The organism is Stappia sp., assembly GCF_048268045.1.
Classification (GTDB): Bacteria; Pseudomonadota; Alphaproteobacteria; order Rhizobiales; family Stappiaceae; genus Stappia.
Map to the genome: position 1 here is coordinate 264,149 of NZ_JBLWWG010000004.1, position 17,918 is coordinate 282,066.

The window sequence follows — 17,918 nt, forward strand, 5'->3', positions numbered from 1 at the left end:
AGATCGGGGGAAGACCCATGGCGCACGCCAAGAACCACGATTATCACATCATCGACCCGAGCCCGTGGCCGTTCCTCGGCGGTGTCGGTGCGTTTCTTCTGGCCATTGGCGCCATCGGCCTGTTCAAGCACGTCGGCGACAAGCCGTTCCTGCTGTTCGGCGTCGATCTCGCCGGCTGGGGCATCTTCGCCGTCGGCCTTCTGGTCGTGCTCTATGTGATGTTCATGTGGTGGCGCGACACCATCCGCGAGTCGATCGCGGGCGACCACACGCCGGTGGTCCAGCTTCACCTGCGCTATGGCATGCTGCTGTTCATCGCTTCCGAGGTGATGTTCTTCGTGGCCTGGTTCTGGGCGTTCTTCGATGCCTCGCTCTTCGTCGGCGAAGCCAACCAGTACGCCCGCTTCGATGTCACCGGTGGCGTGTGGCCGCCGCATGGCATCGAGACCTTCGATCCCTGGCATCTGCCGCTGTTCAACACGCTTATCCTGCTGACCTCGGGCACCACGGTGACCTGGGCGCACCACGCGCTGTTGCACAACGACCGCGAAGGCCTGAAGTGGGGCCTGACGCTGACCGTCATCCTCGGCCTGTTCTTCTCGATGGTGCAGGCTTATGAGTACAGCCATGCGACCTTTGCCTTCTCGGGCTCGATCTATGGCGCGACGTTCTACATGGCGACCGGCTTCCACGGCTTCCACGTCATCGTCGGCACGATCTTCCTGATCGTCTGCCTGATCCGCGCGCTCGCGGGCCAGTTCACCCCGCAGAAGCACTTCGGTTTCGAGGCTGCTGCCTGGTACTGGCACTTCGTCGACGTGGTCTGGCTCTTCCTGTTCGTCTCGATCTACATCTGGGGTGCCGGGTCTTCCTACCACTCGTAAGGGCGCGGGCCCGGCTCATGGCCGGGCCGCCGTCCTTGTCGCAGATGCGAGCGCAGACATGCGGGTGTCCCCTGTCGCGATCCTGACATTGCTACTGGTTGCGGCGGCCTTGGCCGCCGCAGTTGCTTGGGCCGGTGGTTCGACTGCGGTCCCCCCGCCGACGCCCGCCGCGCATGAGGCGGAAATCGCCAGGGTCCTGCTTCTCAAGAGCGAGCGTCGGCTGGCTCTGATCGATCGGGAGGGCGTCGAGCGTCGCACCTATCAGGTTGCTCTCGGCGGGCAGCCTGTCGGGCACAAGCAACGCGAGGGCGATGGCCGCACGCCCGAAGGGACCTATGTTCTCGATTGGCGCAACCCGAAAAGCGCCTATCATCTTTCGCTTCACGTCTCCTACCCCGATGTCCGCGACCGCAGGGCCGCCTCCCGGCGGGGGGATGATCCGGGTGGCATGATCATGATCCACGGCCTGCCAAACGGGCTCGGCTGGTTGGGGAGCGCGCATCTCCGCGTCGACTGGACCGACGGCTGCATCGCCGTGACCGATGCGCAGATCGAGGAGATCTGGCGGATGGTGCCGAACGGCACGCCGATCGAGATCCGTCCCTGACCCGGCCCGCGTGCCGGGCGAGGGAAGACACCAAGGAGCGACATTCATGGCAGACGCAAGAGACAGCGCGCACTATCCGCCGCAGGACCCGCTGCGCACCGGGCTTGCCGGCCGCTGCCCGCGCTGCGGCCAGGGCAAGCTTTTCGACGGCTACCTGACCGTGCGCCCGACCTGCCGCAATTGCGGACAGAGTTTCGAGTTCGCCGACAGCGGCGACGGCCCGGCGGTGTTCATCATGATGCTCGTCGGCTTTGTCGTCGTCGCTCTCGTGCTGGTCACGGAACTGGCCTACCGACCGCCTATCTGGGTGCATCTCATCCTGTGGCTGCCGCTGACGGTGATCCTGGCGCTTTTGATCCTGCGCCCGCTCAAGGGCGTGATGATCGCGCAGCAGTTCAAGCATAGCGCCCGCGAGGGACAGATCGATGATGCCGGGGAGGAGGGCAAGGACCTTGACTGATCCCGCCACCTCGAGCGCTTCCGCCGAAGAACGGCCGGCCGCGCCGCGCCGCCGTCTGCTTGCGCCTGCCATCGCCGCCGTCGTCGTGTTCGCCGCACTCCTGGGCCTGGGCACCTGGCAGGTGATGCGCCTGCAATGGAAGCTGGACCTGATCGAGCGTGTCGAGGCGCGCACCGGCAGCACGCCCGTTCCGCTGCCCGACCCAGCCGCCTGGGCAGGGCTTTCCGAGGAAGCCTGGGACTATCGCCCCGTCGAGACACACGGTCGCTTCCTGGAGGGCGAGGCCTACTATTACATCACGCTTGGCGATGCCAAGGGCGCCTACGACGGGCCGGGCTATTTCGTCTATGCGCCGTTCGAGCTCGACGGCGGCGAGATCGTGATGGTCAACCGCGGTTTCGTGCCCGACCGCCTGCGCCAGCTGGAAACGCGGCCGGCGAGTGCTGCGCCCGCGGGCGAGATGACGATCAGCGGGCTGCTGCGGCGCGACGAGCGCGGCAACATGTTCATTATCGGGTCGGACCCGCAAAAGCGCATCTTCTTTGTGCGCGAGGGTGACGAGATGGCAGCCGCTCTCGGCCTCGATCCGTCGCGCGTTGCCCCCTTCACCATCGATCTGCCGGCGCGTTTCACGCCCGAGGGCGGTCTGCCACAGGCGGGGGAGACCATCGTCTCCTTCACCAACAACCACCTGCAATATGCGGTGACCTGGTACGGGCTGGCGGTGGTCTTGATCGTGATCTTCATCGTCTATGCCCGCGGCGAGGCGCGGCCACCCCGAAAGGGCTGAGCAACCGCGACGCGCGCGCGTCAAAAGGAAACGGCCGGGCGATTGTCGCCCGCCCGTTTCCGTTTTCAGGGCCTTGCCCGTCGTTTCCGCTCAGAGAGCCGAAAGGATCGCCGCTGCGCCGGAAACCTCGGCGGTGCCGGGCGTGTCCTCGACGTTGAGCGCCGTGACGACACCATCCTTGACGATCATCGCATAGCGCTTGGAGCGCACGCCCATGCCGAAGCCGGAGGCGTCCAGCTCGAGGCCGATGGCCTTGGTGAACTCGGCGCTGCCGTCGGCCAGGAAGGCGATCTTGCCGGCGCCGCTTGCCTTCTCCCAGGCGTCCATGACGAAGACGTCATTGACCGAAACGACGGCGATCTCGTCCACGCCCTTCGAAAGGATCGTGTCGGCGTGCTCGACGAAGCCCGGAAGGTGGTTCAGGTGACAGGTCGGCGTGAAGGCGCCGGGAACGGCGAAGAGGACAACCGTGCGGCCGGAGAAGAGGTCCGCCGAGGTGCGCTCGGCCGGGCCGTCCGCGGTCATGATCTTGAATTTCGCGTCGGGAAGCTTGTCGCCAACCTTAATGGTCATGGGAAACTCCGGTATCGGTCAGTGGGAACCGCATGGCGCGGGCCGGGCGCATGCCTGGCCTCGAGCGAAAATGTGCTCGGGAAAGGCAAGCCGACGCCCGACACATAGGGTGAAAGAGGAACGCAGTCGAGGGGCGCTGCCGGTCGCAGCGGAGCCAATCGCCGGCGATCCTCAGCGCAGGCGCCCGAAAATCGGAGCGAGGTCGACGTCATGTTCGACAGTCCTTGCCCCGTCGATCAGCGTCAGCCGCAGCGGCCGGCTGCCATCGGCCGCATCGATGAAGCCTTCGCCGGAAAGCGAGAAGCGGGCGCGCGCGCCGGTGCGTTCCACCAGCACGGGCACGCCGTTGTAGGAGCCTGCCACGCCTTCGGCGAAAAGGTCGATCGGCTCGTCGACGCCTGCCAGTTGCACCTCGATCAATATCTCGGGAGCGGCGTCGGGGTCCGCCGCGGGCGAGGCCGTCACCGTCGCGACGCGCGGGGCCGCCTCGCCCTGCGGGGTTGCAAGCGTGGCGCGCGCGGCGTTGATCGCAGGGCGGCGGGCCGAAGGCGCGCTTTCGGGAGGAAGCGCGAGCGCGAGGCGGGCTTCGCCCGGAACGCAGATGTCGCTGCAGATGCCGAAGCGCAGGTCCGCGACCAGTTCTGCTCGCGAACCTTCGCTCTCCAGCCGCAGGTCGACCGGCAGGAGAGCGTGCGTCTCGTAGACAATGGAGGTGAAGGCACCGTCGAAATGGCGTTGCGGCGCGGGAAAGCGCAGGTGCGCTTCGGTGATGCCGGAGGAAGCGGAAAAGTCTGCCTCCGTCGGAATGCCGGTCTCACCGGGAAAGCGCCAGTAGATGTGCCAGCCCGGATCGATTTCGAATTCGACGGCGGCGTCGAGCCGGTTGTCGTCCACTCCCTCTACCGCCGACGGCACGGCGACAAGGCGAACCCGCGCGCCGGCCACTTTCTGCCAGGGGCTGGCGCCGGCCTCGTCCGCCCGTGCGCCGTGCACGGGAAGCGCCAGACAGGCGACAAGCGTCATGAAACAGAGGCCGGTGATCACGCGCATCCTGTGTCGTCTCCTGCAAGTTTGTGTCGGCTGATGTCGAGACTTGCCGCAATTCGCATGCAGGGTCCAGCGGTCGGGCGGGAACATGCGCGTGATCGGCGACGGGCGGGCCGGCCCATCAGGCCTGTTAACAAGGAAGAAATGGCGGCGTACACTGATTGTGACGCACCGTGAAACGAGACGGGCGAGACGGCGGCGCAAACGCCACGAGTTCCTTGCCGCAAGCCGGTTCGCCATTGGGCGGGCTTCAAGCAGAACGGGATTTCGAGCAGAACGGGATGAGGTGGCATGGAACGACATGAAACACATCCGCAGACGCTGGCAGGTCAGTTCCTGATCGCCATGCCGCAGATGGCGGATAGCCGATTCGCCCACACGGTCATCTATCTGTGCGCGCATTCTCCCGAGGGCGCGATGGGCATCGTGCTGAACCAGAAGGCATCGAGCCTGACCTTTCCGGATCTGCTGCGCCAGCTCGAGATCATCGATGCCGGTGCCGACATCGTGCTGCCCGCGCCGGCCGACCGTATGGAGGTTCATCGCGGCGGTCCGGTGGAGACCGGTCGCGGCTTCGTGCTCCATTCCCAGGATTATCTTGCCGCGAATTCCACCATGCCGATCCACGACGGCATCTGCCTGACGGCGACGCTCGACATCCTGCGCGCCATCGTCGACGGCAAGGGGCCGAGCCGGGCAATGCTGGCGCTCGGATATGCGGGCTGGGGCGCCGGCCAACTCGAGACGGAGATCCAGGAAAACGGCTGGATTACCGGGCCGGCCGACAGCGAGATCATCTTCGATCCGGCAACCGAAACCAAATGGGACCGGGCGTTGGCCAATATCGGGATCCACCCGGCCATGCTGTCGAGCGAGGCCGGTCACGCCTGATCTTCGGGCCGGCCGTGGCGTGTGGCCGGTCGGCGCAATCGCCTTGCCCGGGGCGGGACGCGAGGCTAGGGTGCGCGGATGGATCGGCCGGTCCGTGCCGGAATGCCGTCGGTTGACGGTGCTCTCAGGACGCTCCGGCCAAGTTTTCCGGGTGAAACCCGTTCGCATGGCCGTGACAACCGGCCGTCCCGGGCGCGGTGGCCGTTGCCGCCCGCACGCGGGCTTTGCGTTCGCGGGTCGCAGGATTTGCCGCGCGCGCAGATGATGAGCGGCGGGGCAGTCGTTCCCCGGTGAGGTATCTGGAGGTCGTCTCGGTCGTGAAATACGTGAGTACAAGGGGTGAGGCACCGGTCCTCGGATTTGCCGACGTTCTCCTGACCGGCCTTGCCGCCGATGGCGGGCTTTATGTTCCCGCCGAATGGCCGCGCCTGTCGGCAGACGAGATCGCTGGCTTCGCGGGTCGTCCCTATGCCGAGGTCGCCGAAGCGGTGATCGCGCCCTTCGTCGCCGGCGAGATCGCCCGCGACGACCTCGCGGCGATGATATCCGAAGCTTACTCCGGTTTTCGTCACGAGGCGGTGACACCGCTGGTGCAGATCGCACCGGGCCGCTTCGTGCTTGAGCTCTTTCACGGCCCGACGCTTGCCTTCAAGGACGTGGCCATGCAGCTTCTCGGCCGCATGATGGACCATGTCCTGGCCGAGCGCGGCCGGCGCGCCACCATCGTCGGCGCCACCTCCGGTGACACTGGCGGCGCGGCAATCGAGGCCTTCCGGGGGCGGGATCGCACGGACGTCTTCATTCTGTTCCCCGACGGGCGGGTCTCCGATGTCCAGCGCCGGCAGATGACGACGCCGACCGACAGCAACGTCCACGCCCTGTCGCTCACCGGCACGTTCGATGATTGCCAGTCCATCGTGAAGGGCATGTTCACCCACGCCGCCTTTCGCGATGAGGTGCAGCTTGCCGGCGTCAACTCGATCAACTGGGCCCGCATCGTCGCCCAGGTGGTCTATTACTTTGTCGCCGGCGCGGCGCTCGGCGCACCGCATCGCAAGGTGTCCTTCACCGTGCCGACGGGCAATTTCGGCGACATCTTCGCCGCCCATGTCGCGGCCCGCATGGGCCTGCCGATCGAGCGGCTGGTGATCGCCACCAACGCCAACGACATTCTCGCCCGCACGCTGGAAACAGGAACCTACGAGACGCGCGGCGTGGTGCAGACCACTTCGCCGTCGATGGATATCCAACTCTCCTCCAACTTCGAGCGGCTGCTGTTCGAGGTGCATGGACGCCAGGCGGGAGAGGTGCGTGGCCTGATGGACCGCCTCGCCCAGTCGGGTGGCTTCACCCTCGCCGAAGGCCCTCTTGCGGAGATCCGCGCCGGCTTCGACGCCGGGCGCTGCGGAGAGGCGGAGACGGCGCGCACCATTGCCGAAACGCTGGCGCGCACCGGCTACCTGCTCGATCCGCACACGGCGGCCGGCGTTCATGTGGCCGGGGAGTTGCCGCAGTCGCCCGTGCCGATGGTCGTGCTGGCGACAGCGCATCCGGCCAAGTTCCCCGATGCGGTGGAGGCCGCCTGCGGCATCCGGCCCGAGCTGCCGCCCGAGCTGCGCGCGATGATGAGCGCGCCCGAGCGGCTGGAGAAGGTCTCGGCCGACCGCAAGGCCGTGGAGGATCATATTCTGGAGCGCGCCCGCGCTGCCGGACTGGAGGTGTCCTGATGCAGGTACGCGTGAGCCGGCTGGCGAATGGCCTGACAGTCGTGACCGACACATTCCCCTACCTGCGTTCCACCGCGCTCGGCGTCTGGGTGGGAGCGGGTTCCCGGTCGGAGCTTCCTCACCAGAACGGCATCACCCACCTGCTCGAGCATATGGCGTTCAAGGGCACCGCGACGCGAACGGCACGCCAGATCGCCGAGGAGATCGAGGCGGTCGGCGGCGAGCTCAATGCCGCAACCAGCGTCGAGCACACGAACTACCACGCCCGGGTGCTGGCCGAGGATGTGCCGCTCGCGGTCGAGATCATCGCCGATATCCTGCAGAACTCCGCCTTCGATCCTGATGAACTGCTGCGCGAGAAGCATGTGATCCTGCAGGAGATCGGTGCCGCGCACGACACGCCCGATGACAAGGTCTTCGACCAGTTCCAGGAAACCGCCTGGGCGCGCCAGGCCATCGGGCGACCGATCCTCGGCACCCGCGAGACGGTGATGGGCTTTTCGCCGGAGGACCTGCGGGCCTATCTCGCCGAACACTACACCGCCGGAAACATGGTGCTCTCGGCCGCCGGCGCGGTGGACCATGATGCGCTTGTTGCGCTGGCCGAGACGCATTTCGCCGGCCTGCCGGGCGGTGGCGCGGAAAAGCCGGCGGGCGCGCGCTACACCGGCGGTCAGACCCGCCTCGAGCGCGAGCTGATGGAACTGCAGCTCATCCTCGGCTTCGAGGGCAAGCCCTACAAGGCGACCGACTACTACACGATCCAGGTGCTGGCCTCGGTGATGGGCGGGGGCATGTCCTCGCGCCTGTTCCAGGAAATTCGCGAGAACCGGGGCCTGTGCTACGCGATCTATGCGTTCCACTGGGCGTTTCAGGATACCGGCCTGTTCGGCATTCACGCGGCGACCGGCGAGGATGACATCGATGAGTTGTTCCCGGTGCTTCTCGAGGAGGTCGCAGCCGCGTCCGAGCGGATCGACCAGTCCGACCTCGACCGCGCCAAGGCGCAGATCCGCGCTGGCATCATGATGTCGCTGGAAAGCCCGGCCGCGCGCGCCGGCCAGATCGCCCGCCAGTGGATGATCCATGGCGAGATCGTTTCCCCCGAGGAAATCCAGGCCCGCGTCGATGCGGTGACGCTCACCGACCTGAAGCGGGTTGCGGCCGATGTCTTCTCCGGCTCGCCGACGCTTTCCACCGTCGGCCCGAAAGGGGCGGTGCTCGATCTCGACACGGTCACCTCGGTTCTTGGCCGAAACCCGGGTCGGGCGGTTGCGGGCTGAACCCCGGACGGAGGTCGCGATGGCGTTCTTGCGGGCATTCGGTGCGGCGGACGCGACGCGGGTCCTGCGCGGCGCGCAGAGCCGGGAAGGCGCCGTCTTCCTGCGCATGCCGCTGGCCCAGGACTATCCCGCGTGGGCGGCCTTACGTGCGGAAAGCCGCGACTTTCTCCAGCCCTGGGAACCCCTGTGGGCGTCGGACGAACTGACGCGCGGCGCGTTCCGGCGCAGGCTTCGTCGCTACGCGCGCGAGCTGCGCGAGGAGCGGGCCTTTCCCTTCTTCGTCTTCCGTGAGAGCGACGGAGCCCTCCTTGGCGGCGCTACCCTGTCAAATGTGCGCAGAGGCGTTGCCATGGCCTGCACGCTCGGTTACTGGATGGGTGCCCCCTACGCGGGCAAGGGCTATATGGGCGCGGCGGTGTCGCTGCTCGTTCCTTTCGCCTTCGGCGAGCTTGGCCTGAATCGCGTCGAGGCGGCGTGTCTGCCCACCAACGCGGCCTCGCGTCGCCTCCTTGAAAAAGCCGGTTTTGAGCGGGAAGGCTACGCCCGCCGCTACCTGCGCATCGCCGGGGAATGGCAGGATCATGTGCTCTACGCGCGGATCGCGGGACAGGCTGGCGGAGGGGCCTCCGACTTCCTTGCAGCGCTTGAATCCTACCGGCGCGACGGGCTCGGCAGCTCCCGGAAAGAAGCCTTGTGACATGCAGCGGATGCCGATACGTGTCCGCGACGACGTGAAAGCCGAACCTGTGCGGATAATCCGATTGCGTTTCTTCATTCTTGTCGCGCTTGCCTTTTTTGCCTGTCTCGGCGTCGCCTCGCCGACGCTTGCAATCGAGGCTGTTGAGGTTCCCCCCAACGCGGACGCACTCGATCTGACGCGCGCCGTCGATCTCTATCCCAATGCCGGACCGAGCCTTCAGGTCTCGACCGCGCCGGGCGCGGATGGGATCGTGCGGCGCATCGAGGTGAATTCGCTCGATGACGCCAACTCGAGCTGGGCGGTCTTCGCGCTGTCGAACCCGGGCGACGAGCAGATCGACCGGCTTATCGTCGCCCCCTTCTTCCAGCTCGTCGGCTCGCGGCTGATCTGGCCGGACCTCGGGTCCTCGCGGATCGCCTCGATCACGCCAAGCCAGGGCATCGCCCCGGAGCGTCAGTCGAGCCAGGAAGCGGACGTCTTCCTCGTCACCCTCGATCCGGGCGCGGTCGTCACCTATGTCGTCGAGCTGCGCAGTCCCGCGCTGCCGCAGATTCGGCTCTGGGAACCCGACGTCTACAAGGACACCGTCAACGCCTACACGCTCTATCGGGGCATCATCCTTGGCATCTCCGGCCTGCTGGCGCTGTTCCTGACCATCCTCTTCGTGGTCAAGGGCACCATCATGTTCCCGGCGACCGCCGTGCTCGCATGGTCGGTCCTGTCCTATCTGACCATCGATTTCGGTTTCTGGAACAAGGTCCTGCAGATCACGCCGGGTGACGAGCAGCTCTACAGGGCGTGCGCCGAGGTGGGGCTCGCGGCGAGCCTGATCATCTTCCTCTACGCCTATCTGAACCTCAATCGCTGGCACATCCGCTACAGCCATCTGGCGCTGGCGACGCTGATTCTCGTGCTGGGCCTGCTGGGTGTCGCGGTGTGGGACCCTTCGGTCGCGGCTGGCATCGCCCGCATCTCGCTCGGCGTTATTGGCGTGCTCGGCTTTGCGGTGATCGCCACGCTCGCCGTGCAGGGCTATGACCGGGCGATCATGCTGGTGCCGACCTGGGTTCTGCTGCTTGCCTGGCTGGTCGGCGCGGCGATGACGGTGACGGGCGTATTGGCCAACGATATTGTCCAGCCGGCGCTGGCTGGCGGTCTCGTGCTCGTCGTGCTGCTCATCGGTTTCACGGTGATGCAGCATGCCTTCGCCGGCGGCGCGATCGCGCAGGGACTGATTTCGGACGTGGAGCGCCGGGCGCTGGCCTTCACCGGATCGGGCGATATCATCTGGGACTGGGATATCGACCGCGACCGCATTTCGACCGGCAACGAGGTGGAGGACCTGCTTGGACTCAAGCAGGGGGTGCTCGAAGGGCCGGCGCGCGACTGGCTTGACGTCATTCATCCGCAGGACCGCGACACGTTCCGCACCACGCTCGATGCGGTCATCGACCAGCGTCGCGGCCGGATCTCCCAGGCGTTCCGCCTGCGTTCGGATGATGGCCACTACCGCTGGTTCCGCCTGCGTGCCCGCCCCATCGTCGGGTCGGATGGCGAGGTGATCCGCTGCGTTGGCACGCTCCTCGACATCACCGAGCAGAAGGTGACCGAGGAACGTCTGCTGCACGACGCGGTGCATGACAACCTGACCGGCCTGCCGAACCGTGAACTGTTCATGGACCGCCTGGATGCGGCGTTGGCGCGCGCGCGGGCCGAGGGGCTTGGCCGTCCTTCCGTGCTCGTTCTGGATCTCGACCGCTTCAAGCAGATCAATGATTCCATTGGCCTGTCGGCCGGTGACAGCATCCTGCTGACCATCGCCCGGCGCGTCTCGCGCCAGCTCAAGCCGCAGGATTCGCTCGCGCGCCTGGGCGGCGACACCTACGCCCTGCTGCTTCTCTCCGAACAGTCGGCTGACCGTGTCGCGGCCTTCGCCGATGCGGTGCGCAGGGCCGTGCGCTCGCCCATCACCTTCGGTGAGCGCGAGGTTTTCCTGACCGCCGCCGTGGGCATCGCCATTTCCGAGAGCGGAACCGCGGGCGCATCCGAGCTTCTGCGCGAGGCCGACATGGCGATGAACCACGCCAAGCGTATGGGCGGTGACCGCGTCGAGGTGTTCCGCCCAACCCTTCAGACGGCCGGATCGAACCGTGTCGAGCTTGAGGCTGACTTGCGCAAGGCGCTGCAGACCAACGGCATCGCGGTCCATTTCCAGCCCATCGTGCGGCTGGGCGACCGCTCCATCGCCGGCTTCGAGGTTCTGGCGCGCTGGAACCATCCCAAGCGCGGGCCGATCTCGCCGGCGGAGTTCATTCCGATCGCCGAACAGTCCGGCCTCATCAACGAACTGGGCCTGTTCGTGCTTGACCGTGGCGCACGGCAGCTTTCCGAGTGGCAGACCGCGTTCCGCCTGCCGGTGCCGCTCTTCGTCAGCGTCAACATCTCCTCGCTCCAGCTCCTGCGCCACGACCTGATCAACGACGTGAAGTCGGTGCTGTCGCGGTCCTCGCTTGCGCCGGGAACGCTGAAGCTGGAACTGACGGAATCGGTCGTCATGGCCAATCCCGAGTATTCGGCGCGCATGCTCGAACGCCTGCGTCATCTCGGCGCCGGCCTGTCGCTCGACGACTTCGGCACGGGCTATTCCTCGCTGAGCTACCTGCAGCGTTTCCGCTTCGACACGATCAAGGTGGACCAGTCCTTCGTGCGTCCGAACGGGCGTAGCGCCCGGCCGGTGATCCTGCGCTCGATCATCGCGCTCGGCCATGATCTCGGCATGCAGGTGGTGGCGGAAGGGGCGGAGAGCGAGTCCGATTCGCTCGAGCTGCACCAGCTCGGCTGCGAATACGCGCAGGGCTTCCTGTTCGGCCAGCCGATGGAGGCGGCCGAGGCGACAAAGCTGCTCAAGGCGGAAATGGACGCGCTGCGCAACTGACGCAAGAGAGGCCGGCCGGCGCTCGCCGACCGGCCCTGGCCGCCTCCCGCCCGCTCGTCGGGCCCTACTTCTTCTTGAAGGGCGCCATGCCCCTGCGGGCAAGTTCGTCGGCGCGTTCGTTCTCGTCGTGCCCGGCGTGGCCCTTGACCCAGTGCCAGGTGACATCGTGACGGGTACGCGCCGTGTCGAGCGCCTGCCAGAGCTCGGCGTTCTTCACCGGCTTCTTGTCACTGGTGCGCCAGTCGTTGCGCTTCCAATTGAACATCCACTTGGTGATGCCGTCGCGCACATATGTGCTGTCGGTATGCAGCTCGACCCGGCAGGGCCGCTTGAGCGCGTTCAGCGCCTCGATGGCCGCCGTCAGCTCCATGCGGTTGTTGGTGGTCTTCTCCTCGCCGCCACAGAGCTCACGCTCGTGATCGCCCGAGCGCAGCAGGGCGCCCCAGCCGCCAGGCCCCGGATTTCCCGAGCAGGCGCCGTCGGTGTGGATCGTCACCGTCGGTCCGTCCGGTGCGACCGCGGAAGCGCCCTTCGCCCGCGCCCCGCTCATGCCGTCAGCCCGTAGTCGGCCGCTGTTTCCACGCTTTGGTGGAAGCGCAGCTTCTTCAGGTACTCGCGTGGATCCTTTGGCGTGACGAGTGCGCCCTCGGGAACGCGCAGCCAGTCGTGCAGGCGGGTCAGCAGGAAGCGCAGGGCCGCACCGCGCGCCAGCAACGGCAGGCTGTCGAATTCCGCCTGGGTGAAGCCGCGTACCGAGCGGTAGCCATTGAGAAGCGCCCGCGCCTTGGTGACGTTGAATGCCATGTCCGGCTCGAAACACCAGGCATTGAGGCAGATCGCCACGTCGTAGGCGAGCGCGTCGTTGCAGGCGAAATAGAAATCGATCAGCCCGGAGAGTTTCTCGCCGATGAAGAAGACATTGTCGGGAAAGAGGTCGGCGTGGATGACGCCCGAAGGCAGCTCGCCCGGCCAGTTGGCCTCCATGTATTCGACCTCGCGGACCAGCTCCTCGCCAAGTCCCTCGCCGATGGTGTCGGCCTGATCGAGCGACAGCTCCAGCAGAGGTCGCCAGCTCTCGACCGACAGCGCGTTCGGACGGCGGATCGCGAAGTCCGCCCCGGCCAGGTGGAACTCCGCCAGCGTCGTGCCGAGGGCGGCGCAATGGGCGCGCTGCGGCCGGCGCACCCACATGCCGTCCAGGAAAGAGATGATCGCCGCCGGCCGTCCGGCAAGCTGGCCGAGCGTCTCGCCGTCACGGTTTGCGACGGGTTGCGGGCAGGAGAGGCCGCGCGCCGCGAGATGGCGCATCAATCCCAGAAAGAACGGCAGGTCACCCGGATCCACGCGCTTCTCGTAGAGCGTCAGGATGTAGTGGCCCGTGCGCGTGTGCAGCAGGTAGTTCGAATTCTCCACGCCTTCCGCGATACCCTTGAGGGCAAGCACCTCGCCGATGTCGTAGCCCGAGACGAAGGTCACCAGCTCCTCGTCGGAGACGTCGGTATAAACGGCCATGGGTCGGTCGACTTTCCTGTGGTTCCGGTTTGGGCGGGGAGCGCCCTGGGACGGGGGGGAGGGGGCTGCGGCCGCTGGCGGGAAGCAGCCCCGCCAACGCCAATGAAACAGATGCCGACGGCCCGCCCGTTGGCGTGCCGGGCGCTTTACTCCGCCGCCTCGCGCAGCGCGCGCGGCAGGTTGAAGGCGATGGTCTCCTCTGCCGTGCGCACGGTCTCGACGGTCACGTCGTGGCGTTCGGCGAAGGCGGCGATGATCTCCTCCACCAGAATTTCCGGGGCGGAGGCGCCGGCGGTGATGCCGAGGCGCGACAGGGCGGGCAGGTCATCCCAGGGAATGTCGGTGGCGCGCTGGACGAGAATCGAGACCGGGCAGCCGGCCCGTTCGGCGACCTCGCGCAGACGCTGCGAGTTGGACGAATTCGGCGCACCGACAACGATCATGGCATCGACGCGCGGAGCGATTTCCTTCACCGCTTCCTGACGGTTCGTCGTGGCGTAGCAGATGTCGTCCTTGTGCGGGGCAACGATGTCGGGGAAGCGCTCGCCAAGCACCGCGACGATGGCCCGGGTGTCGTCGACGGACAGCGTCGTCTGGGTGATCCAGGCAAGCGGGCGGTCGCCGGCGGGCGTGAAGGCGCGGGCGTCCTCCACCGTTTCCACCAGGCGCACGGCGCCATCGGGCAACTGGCCCATCGTGCCGATCACCTCCGGGTGTCCTGCGTGACCGATCAGCACGATCTCGCGGCCGCGCCGGTGATGCAGTTCGGCTTCCTTGTGGACCTTGGAAACCAGCGGGCAGGTGGCGTCGAGATAGAACATGTTGCGCGCCTGCGCGTCCGCCGGCACCGACTTCGGCACGCCATGGGCGGAAAACACCACCGGCCGGTCTTCCTCGCCCGCCGGAATCTCACCGAGTTCCTCGATGAAGACCGCGCCTTTCTTGCGCAAGCCGTCGACGACGAAGCGGTTGTGGACGATCTCGTGGCGCACGTAGACCGGCGCGCCGAAGCGGGCGAGCGCCAGTTCGACGATCTGCACCGCCCGGTCGACGCCGGCGCAAAAGCCGCGCGGCGCACACAGGAGCACGGAAAGCGGCGGCAGTCCGCCTGCCTTGCCGTTTGGTTCGCCATCCAGGGTCGAAGCCATGAGGTGTCCTTCCAAAGTCGCCGTCCGCTCAGCCCCGGCGCCCGTCCTTGCGGGCAATAGAGGGAGCGTGACCGGCGCTGTCAAGGTCGTCGCCCCGGGCGGAAGCCTCTATGGCTCGCCAAGCCGGTGAGGCCCTGATATAGACGGGCGCTGAACCTGGAACGAAAAGCATCGGGATTGAAGGGCATGGATCACGCCGACTGGATGCGCCTGCCGGGCGCGGTTGCCGCGCTGACGGTTTCCCTGGCGCTCGCCGGCTGCGGCAGCGGCATCGGCGACATGGGCAACGATGTCGCAAAGACGGTGATCTCGGGCAACGCCGCCGACAAGTCGGCGGTGGATTCGATCGATCCGTCGATCTTCGAGCGCGATGTGCCGTGCCCGCCGGTCTCGGTGGAAGATGGTCGCTACATCGTCATGCGGTACAAGCGCGGCAGCGACAATGATCCGCGCGCGCTGATCTATCAGGCGAATCTGGAGAAGTGGGCGCGCAAGTGCCGGCGCGAGGCGGATGGCGTCAAGATGACCCTTGGCGTTTCCGGTCGCATCACCCCGGGCCCGGCCTGGCAAGGCGGCGAGATCCTGCTGCCGTTGCGCGTGACCCTGATCGACACGCAGGACGACTCGAAGACGGGGCGCAAGCCCAAGCCTCAGGTCTACAGCGTCCCGGTGACGCTCGGCGCCGGTGCCCCGGCGGAGCAGTGGGCGCTGGTCGAGGAGAATTTCGTCGTTCCCCAGGATCGTTCGATCAAGGTGGAAATAGCTCTGGACGAAAGCGGAAAACGCCGGCAATAGCGGGCGCGCGGTTGACAGTCCGACATGGCCTGTCGACAATGCGACATTCTCCGGTGAACGCTCCTGGTGGGCAGTCTCCGGGAGATGTTGGAGTTTTTTGGCGGCGTTGACGTTGTGCGCCGCAGGCCGGAGAGCAGGGTTCGGGAAGCCGGAGCCGTGTGTCCGGTGAAGACGATACGCGGGAGAGGTCGGCGCCACGGGCGCCGGCGCCGAAGGAGCAACCGCCCCGGAAACTCTCAGGCAAAAGGACCGCGGATCGAGCAACGCTCTGGAAAGCAGCCCGGACGGGTCGTGGCCTTGGCCTCGACGCGACCGGTCTCACCGAAGGAGTAACCGCCGGGATCGGCGTCGGCCATCGGGCCTTCGCGCGGGCGGGAAATCTCTCAGGTCGTCAGGACAGAGGGGGTGCGTGGCCGGGTGAAAACCCGCGTTCGCGTCACCGACCCTCGAGTTCAGGACGACACGATGAGCGATGCTGCATCCGATAGCCTTCTTTCCACGCCCCTGACCGATCTGCACCGGGAGCTCGGCGCGCGTCTCGTGCCCTTCGCCGGCTACGAGATGCCGGTCCAGTTCCCAACCGGCATCCTCACCGAGCATACGCACACCCGCGAGAAAGCCGGCCTGTTCGACGTCTCGCATATGGGGCAGGCCTGGCTTGTCGGTCCGGACCACGAGACCACGGCGCGCGCCCTGGAGACCATGGTTCCCTCCGATGTCGTCGGCCTGAAGCCCGGTCGCCAGCGCTACACGGTGCTGCTCAATGCCGAGGGCGGCATTGTCGACGACCTGATGGTGGCGCGTCCGCTTGGCGAGGAGAACGACGGCCGCCTCTATCTCGTCGTCAACGCTTCGCGCAAGCATGTCGATTATCCGATGATCGAGGCCGGCCTGCCCGATGGGGTTCGGCTGGAGAAGATCGATGACAGGGCGCTCATCGCGCTGCAGGGGCCGCTTGCCGCCGATGTGATGAAGGCGCATGCGCCGGCGGCGGCGACGCTGTCGTTCATGGGTGTCGCCGAGATGGAGTTTGACGGCATCAAGGTGCACGTCTCGCGCTCTGGCTACACGGGCGAGGATGGCTACGAGATCTCGCTCCCCGCGGGCGCGGCCGAGCCCATTGCCCGCGCCTTGCTCGCCGACGAGCGCGTCGCCCCCATCGGCCTTGGCGCCCGCGACAGCCTGCGCCTCGAGGCGGGGCTTTGCCTCTATGGCCATGATCTCGACGAGACGACCTCGCCGATCGAAGGCGCCATCCCCTTCGTGCTGCAGAAGCGGCGCAAGGAGGCGGCCGATTTTCCTGCCGCCACGCGCATTCTCAAGGAGCTTGCCGAGGGGGCCGCGCGCGTTCGCGTCGGTTTCACGCTGGAAGGGCGCGCTCCCGCGCGCGAGGGCGCCGAGGTGCGTTCGGCTTCCGGCGAGCCCATCGGCACGGTGACCTCGGGCGGTTTTGCCCCGACCCTCGGCGCGCCCATCGCCATGGGTTATGTCGCCGCCGCACATGCCGGGGTCGGCACGCCGGTCAAGCTGGTCGTGCGCGGCCGCGAGCTGGAGGCGAAGGTTGCGGCCATGCCGTTCGTTCCGCAGCGCTACTATCGCAAGCCGTCGGCCTGACGGCGGCACTCGATCCAGAAGCATCGCCGGGAAAAACCCCGGCTCTTCCAGAGGACTGAATCAGATGAGCACCCGTTTCACCGAAGACCACGAGTGGATCACCGTTTCCGGCGACGTCGCCACTGTCGGCATCACCGACTACGCGCAGAGCCAGCTTGGCGATGTGGTCTTCGTCGAGCTTCCCGATGTCGGCCGCAAGCTCGCCAAGGGCGACGAGGCCGCCGTGGTCGAGAGCGTCAAGGCCGCGTCCGAGGTCTACGCCCCGCTCGATGGCGAGGTCGTTGAGGTCAACGCGGCGCTCGCCGATGCGCCGGGCACGGTCAACGAGGACCCCGAAGGCGGCGCCTGGTTCGTCCGGATCAAGCTTGCCGACGCCTCTCAGCTCGAGAGCCTGATGGACGAGGCCGCCTACAAGGCTCACGTCGAGGGGCTCTGATCATGGCCGGGCACATTCACACCGCCGAGGTCGTCTGGACCTGCAAGGGCGAGGATTTCTCGAAGGGAAAATACTCGCGCGGGCATGTCTGGCGCTTCGACGGCGGCGTCGAAGTGCCCGCCTCCGCCTCTCCGGCCGTGGTGCCGCTGCCCCATTCGGTGGCGGAGGCCGTCGATCCGGAGGAGGCGTTTATCGCCGCGATCTCGTCCTGCCACATGATGACCTTTCTCGATCTTGCCCGCCGCGACCGTTTCGTCATCGCGGCCTATGAGGACAAGGCCGAGGCCGTCATGGAGCGGATCGCCCCCGGGCGCATGGGCATCACCCGGGTGACGCTGCGCCCGGTGATCACCTTCCGCTCCGCGATCATGCCCGATGCGGCGAAGATCGAGGAACTCCACCGTCTGGCGCACGAGATGTGCTTCATCGCCAATTCGGTCAGATGCGAGATCGTCGTGGACACCGTGCCGCCGCGCCTGACCGCCCCCGAATAACGCACCCGACCCGCCTGAAAGG

The 17,918-nt window shown here is 66.8% G+C and carries 18 protein-coding genes and 1 riboswitch; of the genes, 13 read left to right on the forward strand and 5 right to left on the reverse strand.

Going from position 1 to position 17,918, the window contains the following annotated elements; translation table 11 throughout:
* The first annotated feature begins 17 nt into the window (after positions 1-17).
* Genes ACN0WF_RS08610 through ACN0WF_RS08625 form a run of 4 tightly spaced genes read left to right on the forward strand, consistent with a single transcriptional unit; the run spans position 18 to position 2,741 of the window.
* On the forward strand, positions 18-884 hold the full coding sequence (locus tag ACN0WF_RS08610; protein WP_417772393.1) for a cytochrome c oxidase subunit 3: 867 nt from the start codon (positions 18-20) through the stop codon (positions 882-884).
* A 58-nt stretch (positions 885-942) separates the two neighbouring features.
* Positions 943-1,491, forward strand: coding sequence for a L,D-transpeptidase family protein (locus tag ACN0WF_RS08615; protein ID WP_417772394.1), 549 nt, complete (start codon positions 943-945; stop codon positions 1,489-1,491).
* 46 nt (positions 1,492-1,537) lie between these two features.
* Complete coding sequence (locus ACN0WF_RS08620; RefSeq protein ID WP_417772395.1) at positions 1,538-1,951, forward strand: DUF983 domain-containing protein; 414 nt, start codon at positions 1,538-1,540, stop codon at positions 1,949-1,951.
* Entirely contained in the window at positions 1,944-2,741 is a 798-nt protein-coding gene (locus ACN0WF_RS08625) for an SURF1 family protein (protein ID WP_417772396.1), read from the forward strand. The genes ACN0WF_RS08620 and ACN0WF_RS08625 overlap by 8 nt, the downstream gene beginning before the upstream one ends.
* Positions 2,742-2,831: 90 nt before the next feature.
* On the opposite strand, the gene ACN0WF_RS08630 is transcribed toward ACN0WF_RS08625, so the two are convergent.
* Positions 2,832-3,314 carry a peroxiredoxin gene (locus ACN0WF_RS08630; RefSeq protein ID WP_417772397.1) on the reverse strand — a complete coding sequence of 161 codons (483 nt, stop codon included), beginning with the start codon at positions 3,312-3,314 and terminating at the stop codon, positions 2,832-2,834.
* 171 nt (positions 3,315-3,485) lie between these two features.
* The gene (locus ACN0WF_RS08635; protein ID WP_417772398.1) at positions 3,486-4,364 is read right to left on the reverse strand and encodes a protein-disulfide reductase DsbD domain-containing protein; all 879 of its coding nucleotides are present in this window, start codon (positions 4,362-4,364) and stop codon (positions 3,486-3,488) included.
* A gap of 288 nt (positions 4,365-4,652) precedes the next feature.
* Between ACN0WF_RS08635 and ACN0WF_RS08640 the strand changes: the two genes are divergently transcribed.
* The 5 genes from ACN0WF_RS08640 to ACN0WF_RS08660 all read left to right on the forward strand — a co-directional run bounded on the left by ACN0WF_RS08640 (position 4,653) and on the right by ACN0WF_RS08660 (position 11,897).
* Positions 4,653-5,252, forward strand: coding sequence for a YqgE/AlgH family protein (locus ACN0WF_RS08640; RefSeq protein ID WP_417772399.1), 600 nt, complete (start codon positions 4,653-4,655; stop codon positions 5,250-5,252).
* Between the two features lie 317 nt (positions 5,253-5,569).
* A complete protein-coding gene (gene thrC / locus ACN0WF_RS08645) occupies positions 5,570-6,979 on the forward strand; it encodes a threonine synthase (protein ID WP_417772400.1) in 1,410 nt (469 codons plus the stop codon).
* Positions 6,979-8,262: a M16 family metallopeptidase gene (locus tag ACN0WF_RS08650; protein WP_417772401.1), complete on the forward strand. Its 1,284-nt coding sequence runs from the start codon at positions 6,979-6,981 to the stop codon at positions 8,260-8,262. Before thrC ends, ACN0WF_RS08650 begins: the two co-directional genes overlap by 1 nt.
* 19 nt (positions 8,263-8,281) lie before the next feature.
* Positions 8,282-8,959: a GNAT family N-acetyltransferase gene (locus ACN0WF_RS08655; protein WP_417772402.1), complete on the forward strand. Its 678-nt coding sequence runs from the start codon at positions 8,282-8,284 to the stop codon at positions 8,957-8,959.
* Positions 8,960-9,008: 49 nt separating this feature from the next.
* Positions 9,009-11,897, forward strand: a complete 2,889-nt coding sequence (locus ACN0WF_RS08660) for an EAL domain-containing protein (RefSeq protein WP_417772562.1) — start codon at positions 9,009-9,011, stop codon at positions 11,895-11,897.
* Between the two features lie 64 nt (positions 11,898-11,961).
* Here the strand turns inward: ACN0WF_RS08660 and rnhA are convergent, their stop codons facing one another.
* The 3 genes from rnhA to ispH form a co-directional block, all read right to left on the reverse strand.
* A complete protein-coding gene (rnhA, locus tag ACN0WF_RS08665; protein ID WP_417772403.1) occupies positions 11,962-12,447 on the reverse strand; it encodes a ribonuclease HI in 486 nt (161 codons plus the stop codon).
* Entirely contained in the window at positions 12,444-13,409 is a 966-nt protein-coding gene (gene thrB, locus ACN0WF_RS08670; RefSeq protein WP_417772404.1) for a homoserine kinase, read from the reverse strand. The genes rnhA and thrB overlap by 4 nt, the downstream gene beginning before the upstream one ends.
* Positions 13,410-13,555: 146 nt before the next feature.
* Positions 13,556-14,557: a 4-hydroxy-3-methylbut-2-enyl diphosphate reductase gene (gene ispH, locus ACN0WF_RS08675; RefSeq protein ID WP_417772405.1), complete on the reverse strand. Its 1,002-nt coding sequence runs from the start codon at positions 14,555-14,557 to the stop codon at positions 13,556-13,558.
* Positions 14,558-14,743: 186 nt separating this feature from the next.
* Between ispH and ACN0WF_RS08680 the strand changes: the two genes are divergently transcribed.
* The 4 genes from ACN0WF_RS08680 (at position 14,744) to ACN0WF_RS08695 (ending at position 17,896) form a co-directional block, all read left to right on the forward strand.
* On the forward strand, positions 14,744-15,352 hold the full coding sequence (locus ACN0WF_RS08680; protein WP_417772406.1) for a hypothetical protein: 609 nt from the start codon (positions 14,744-14,746) through the stop codon (positions 15,350-15,352).
* Positions 15,353-15,521: 169 nt separating this feature from the next.
* Positions 15,522-15,614: riboswitch (glycine riboswitch) on the forward strand.
* Between the two features lie 203 nt (positions 15,615-15,817).
* Positions 15,818-16,966 carry a glycine cleavage system aminomethyltransferase GcvT gene (gene gcvT, locus ACN0WF_RS08685; protein WP_417772407.1) on the forward strand — a complete coding sequence of 383 codons (1,149 nt, stop codon included), beginning with the start codon at positions 15,818-15,820 and terminating at the stop codon, positions 16,964-16,966.
* A 64-nt stretch (positions 16,967-17,030) separates the two neighbouring features.
* Positions 17,031-17,402, forward strand: coding sequence for a glycine cleavage system protein GcvH (gene gcvH, locus ACN0WF_RS08690; RefSeq protein ID WP_417772408.1), 372 nt, complete (start codon positions 17,031-17,033; stop codon positions 17,400-17,402).
* Positions 17,403-17,404: 2 nt separating this feature from the next.
* Positions 17,405-17,896: an OsmC family protein gene (locus tag ACN0WF_RS08695; RefSeq protein ID WP_417772409.1), complete on the forward strand. Its 492-nt coding sequence runs from the start codon at positions 17,405-17,407 to the stop codon at positions 17,894-17,896.
* Positions 17,897-17,918: the final 22 nt, after the last annotated feature.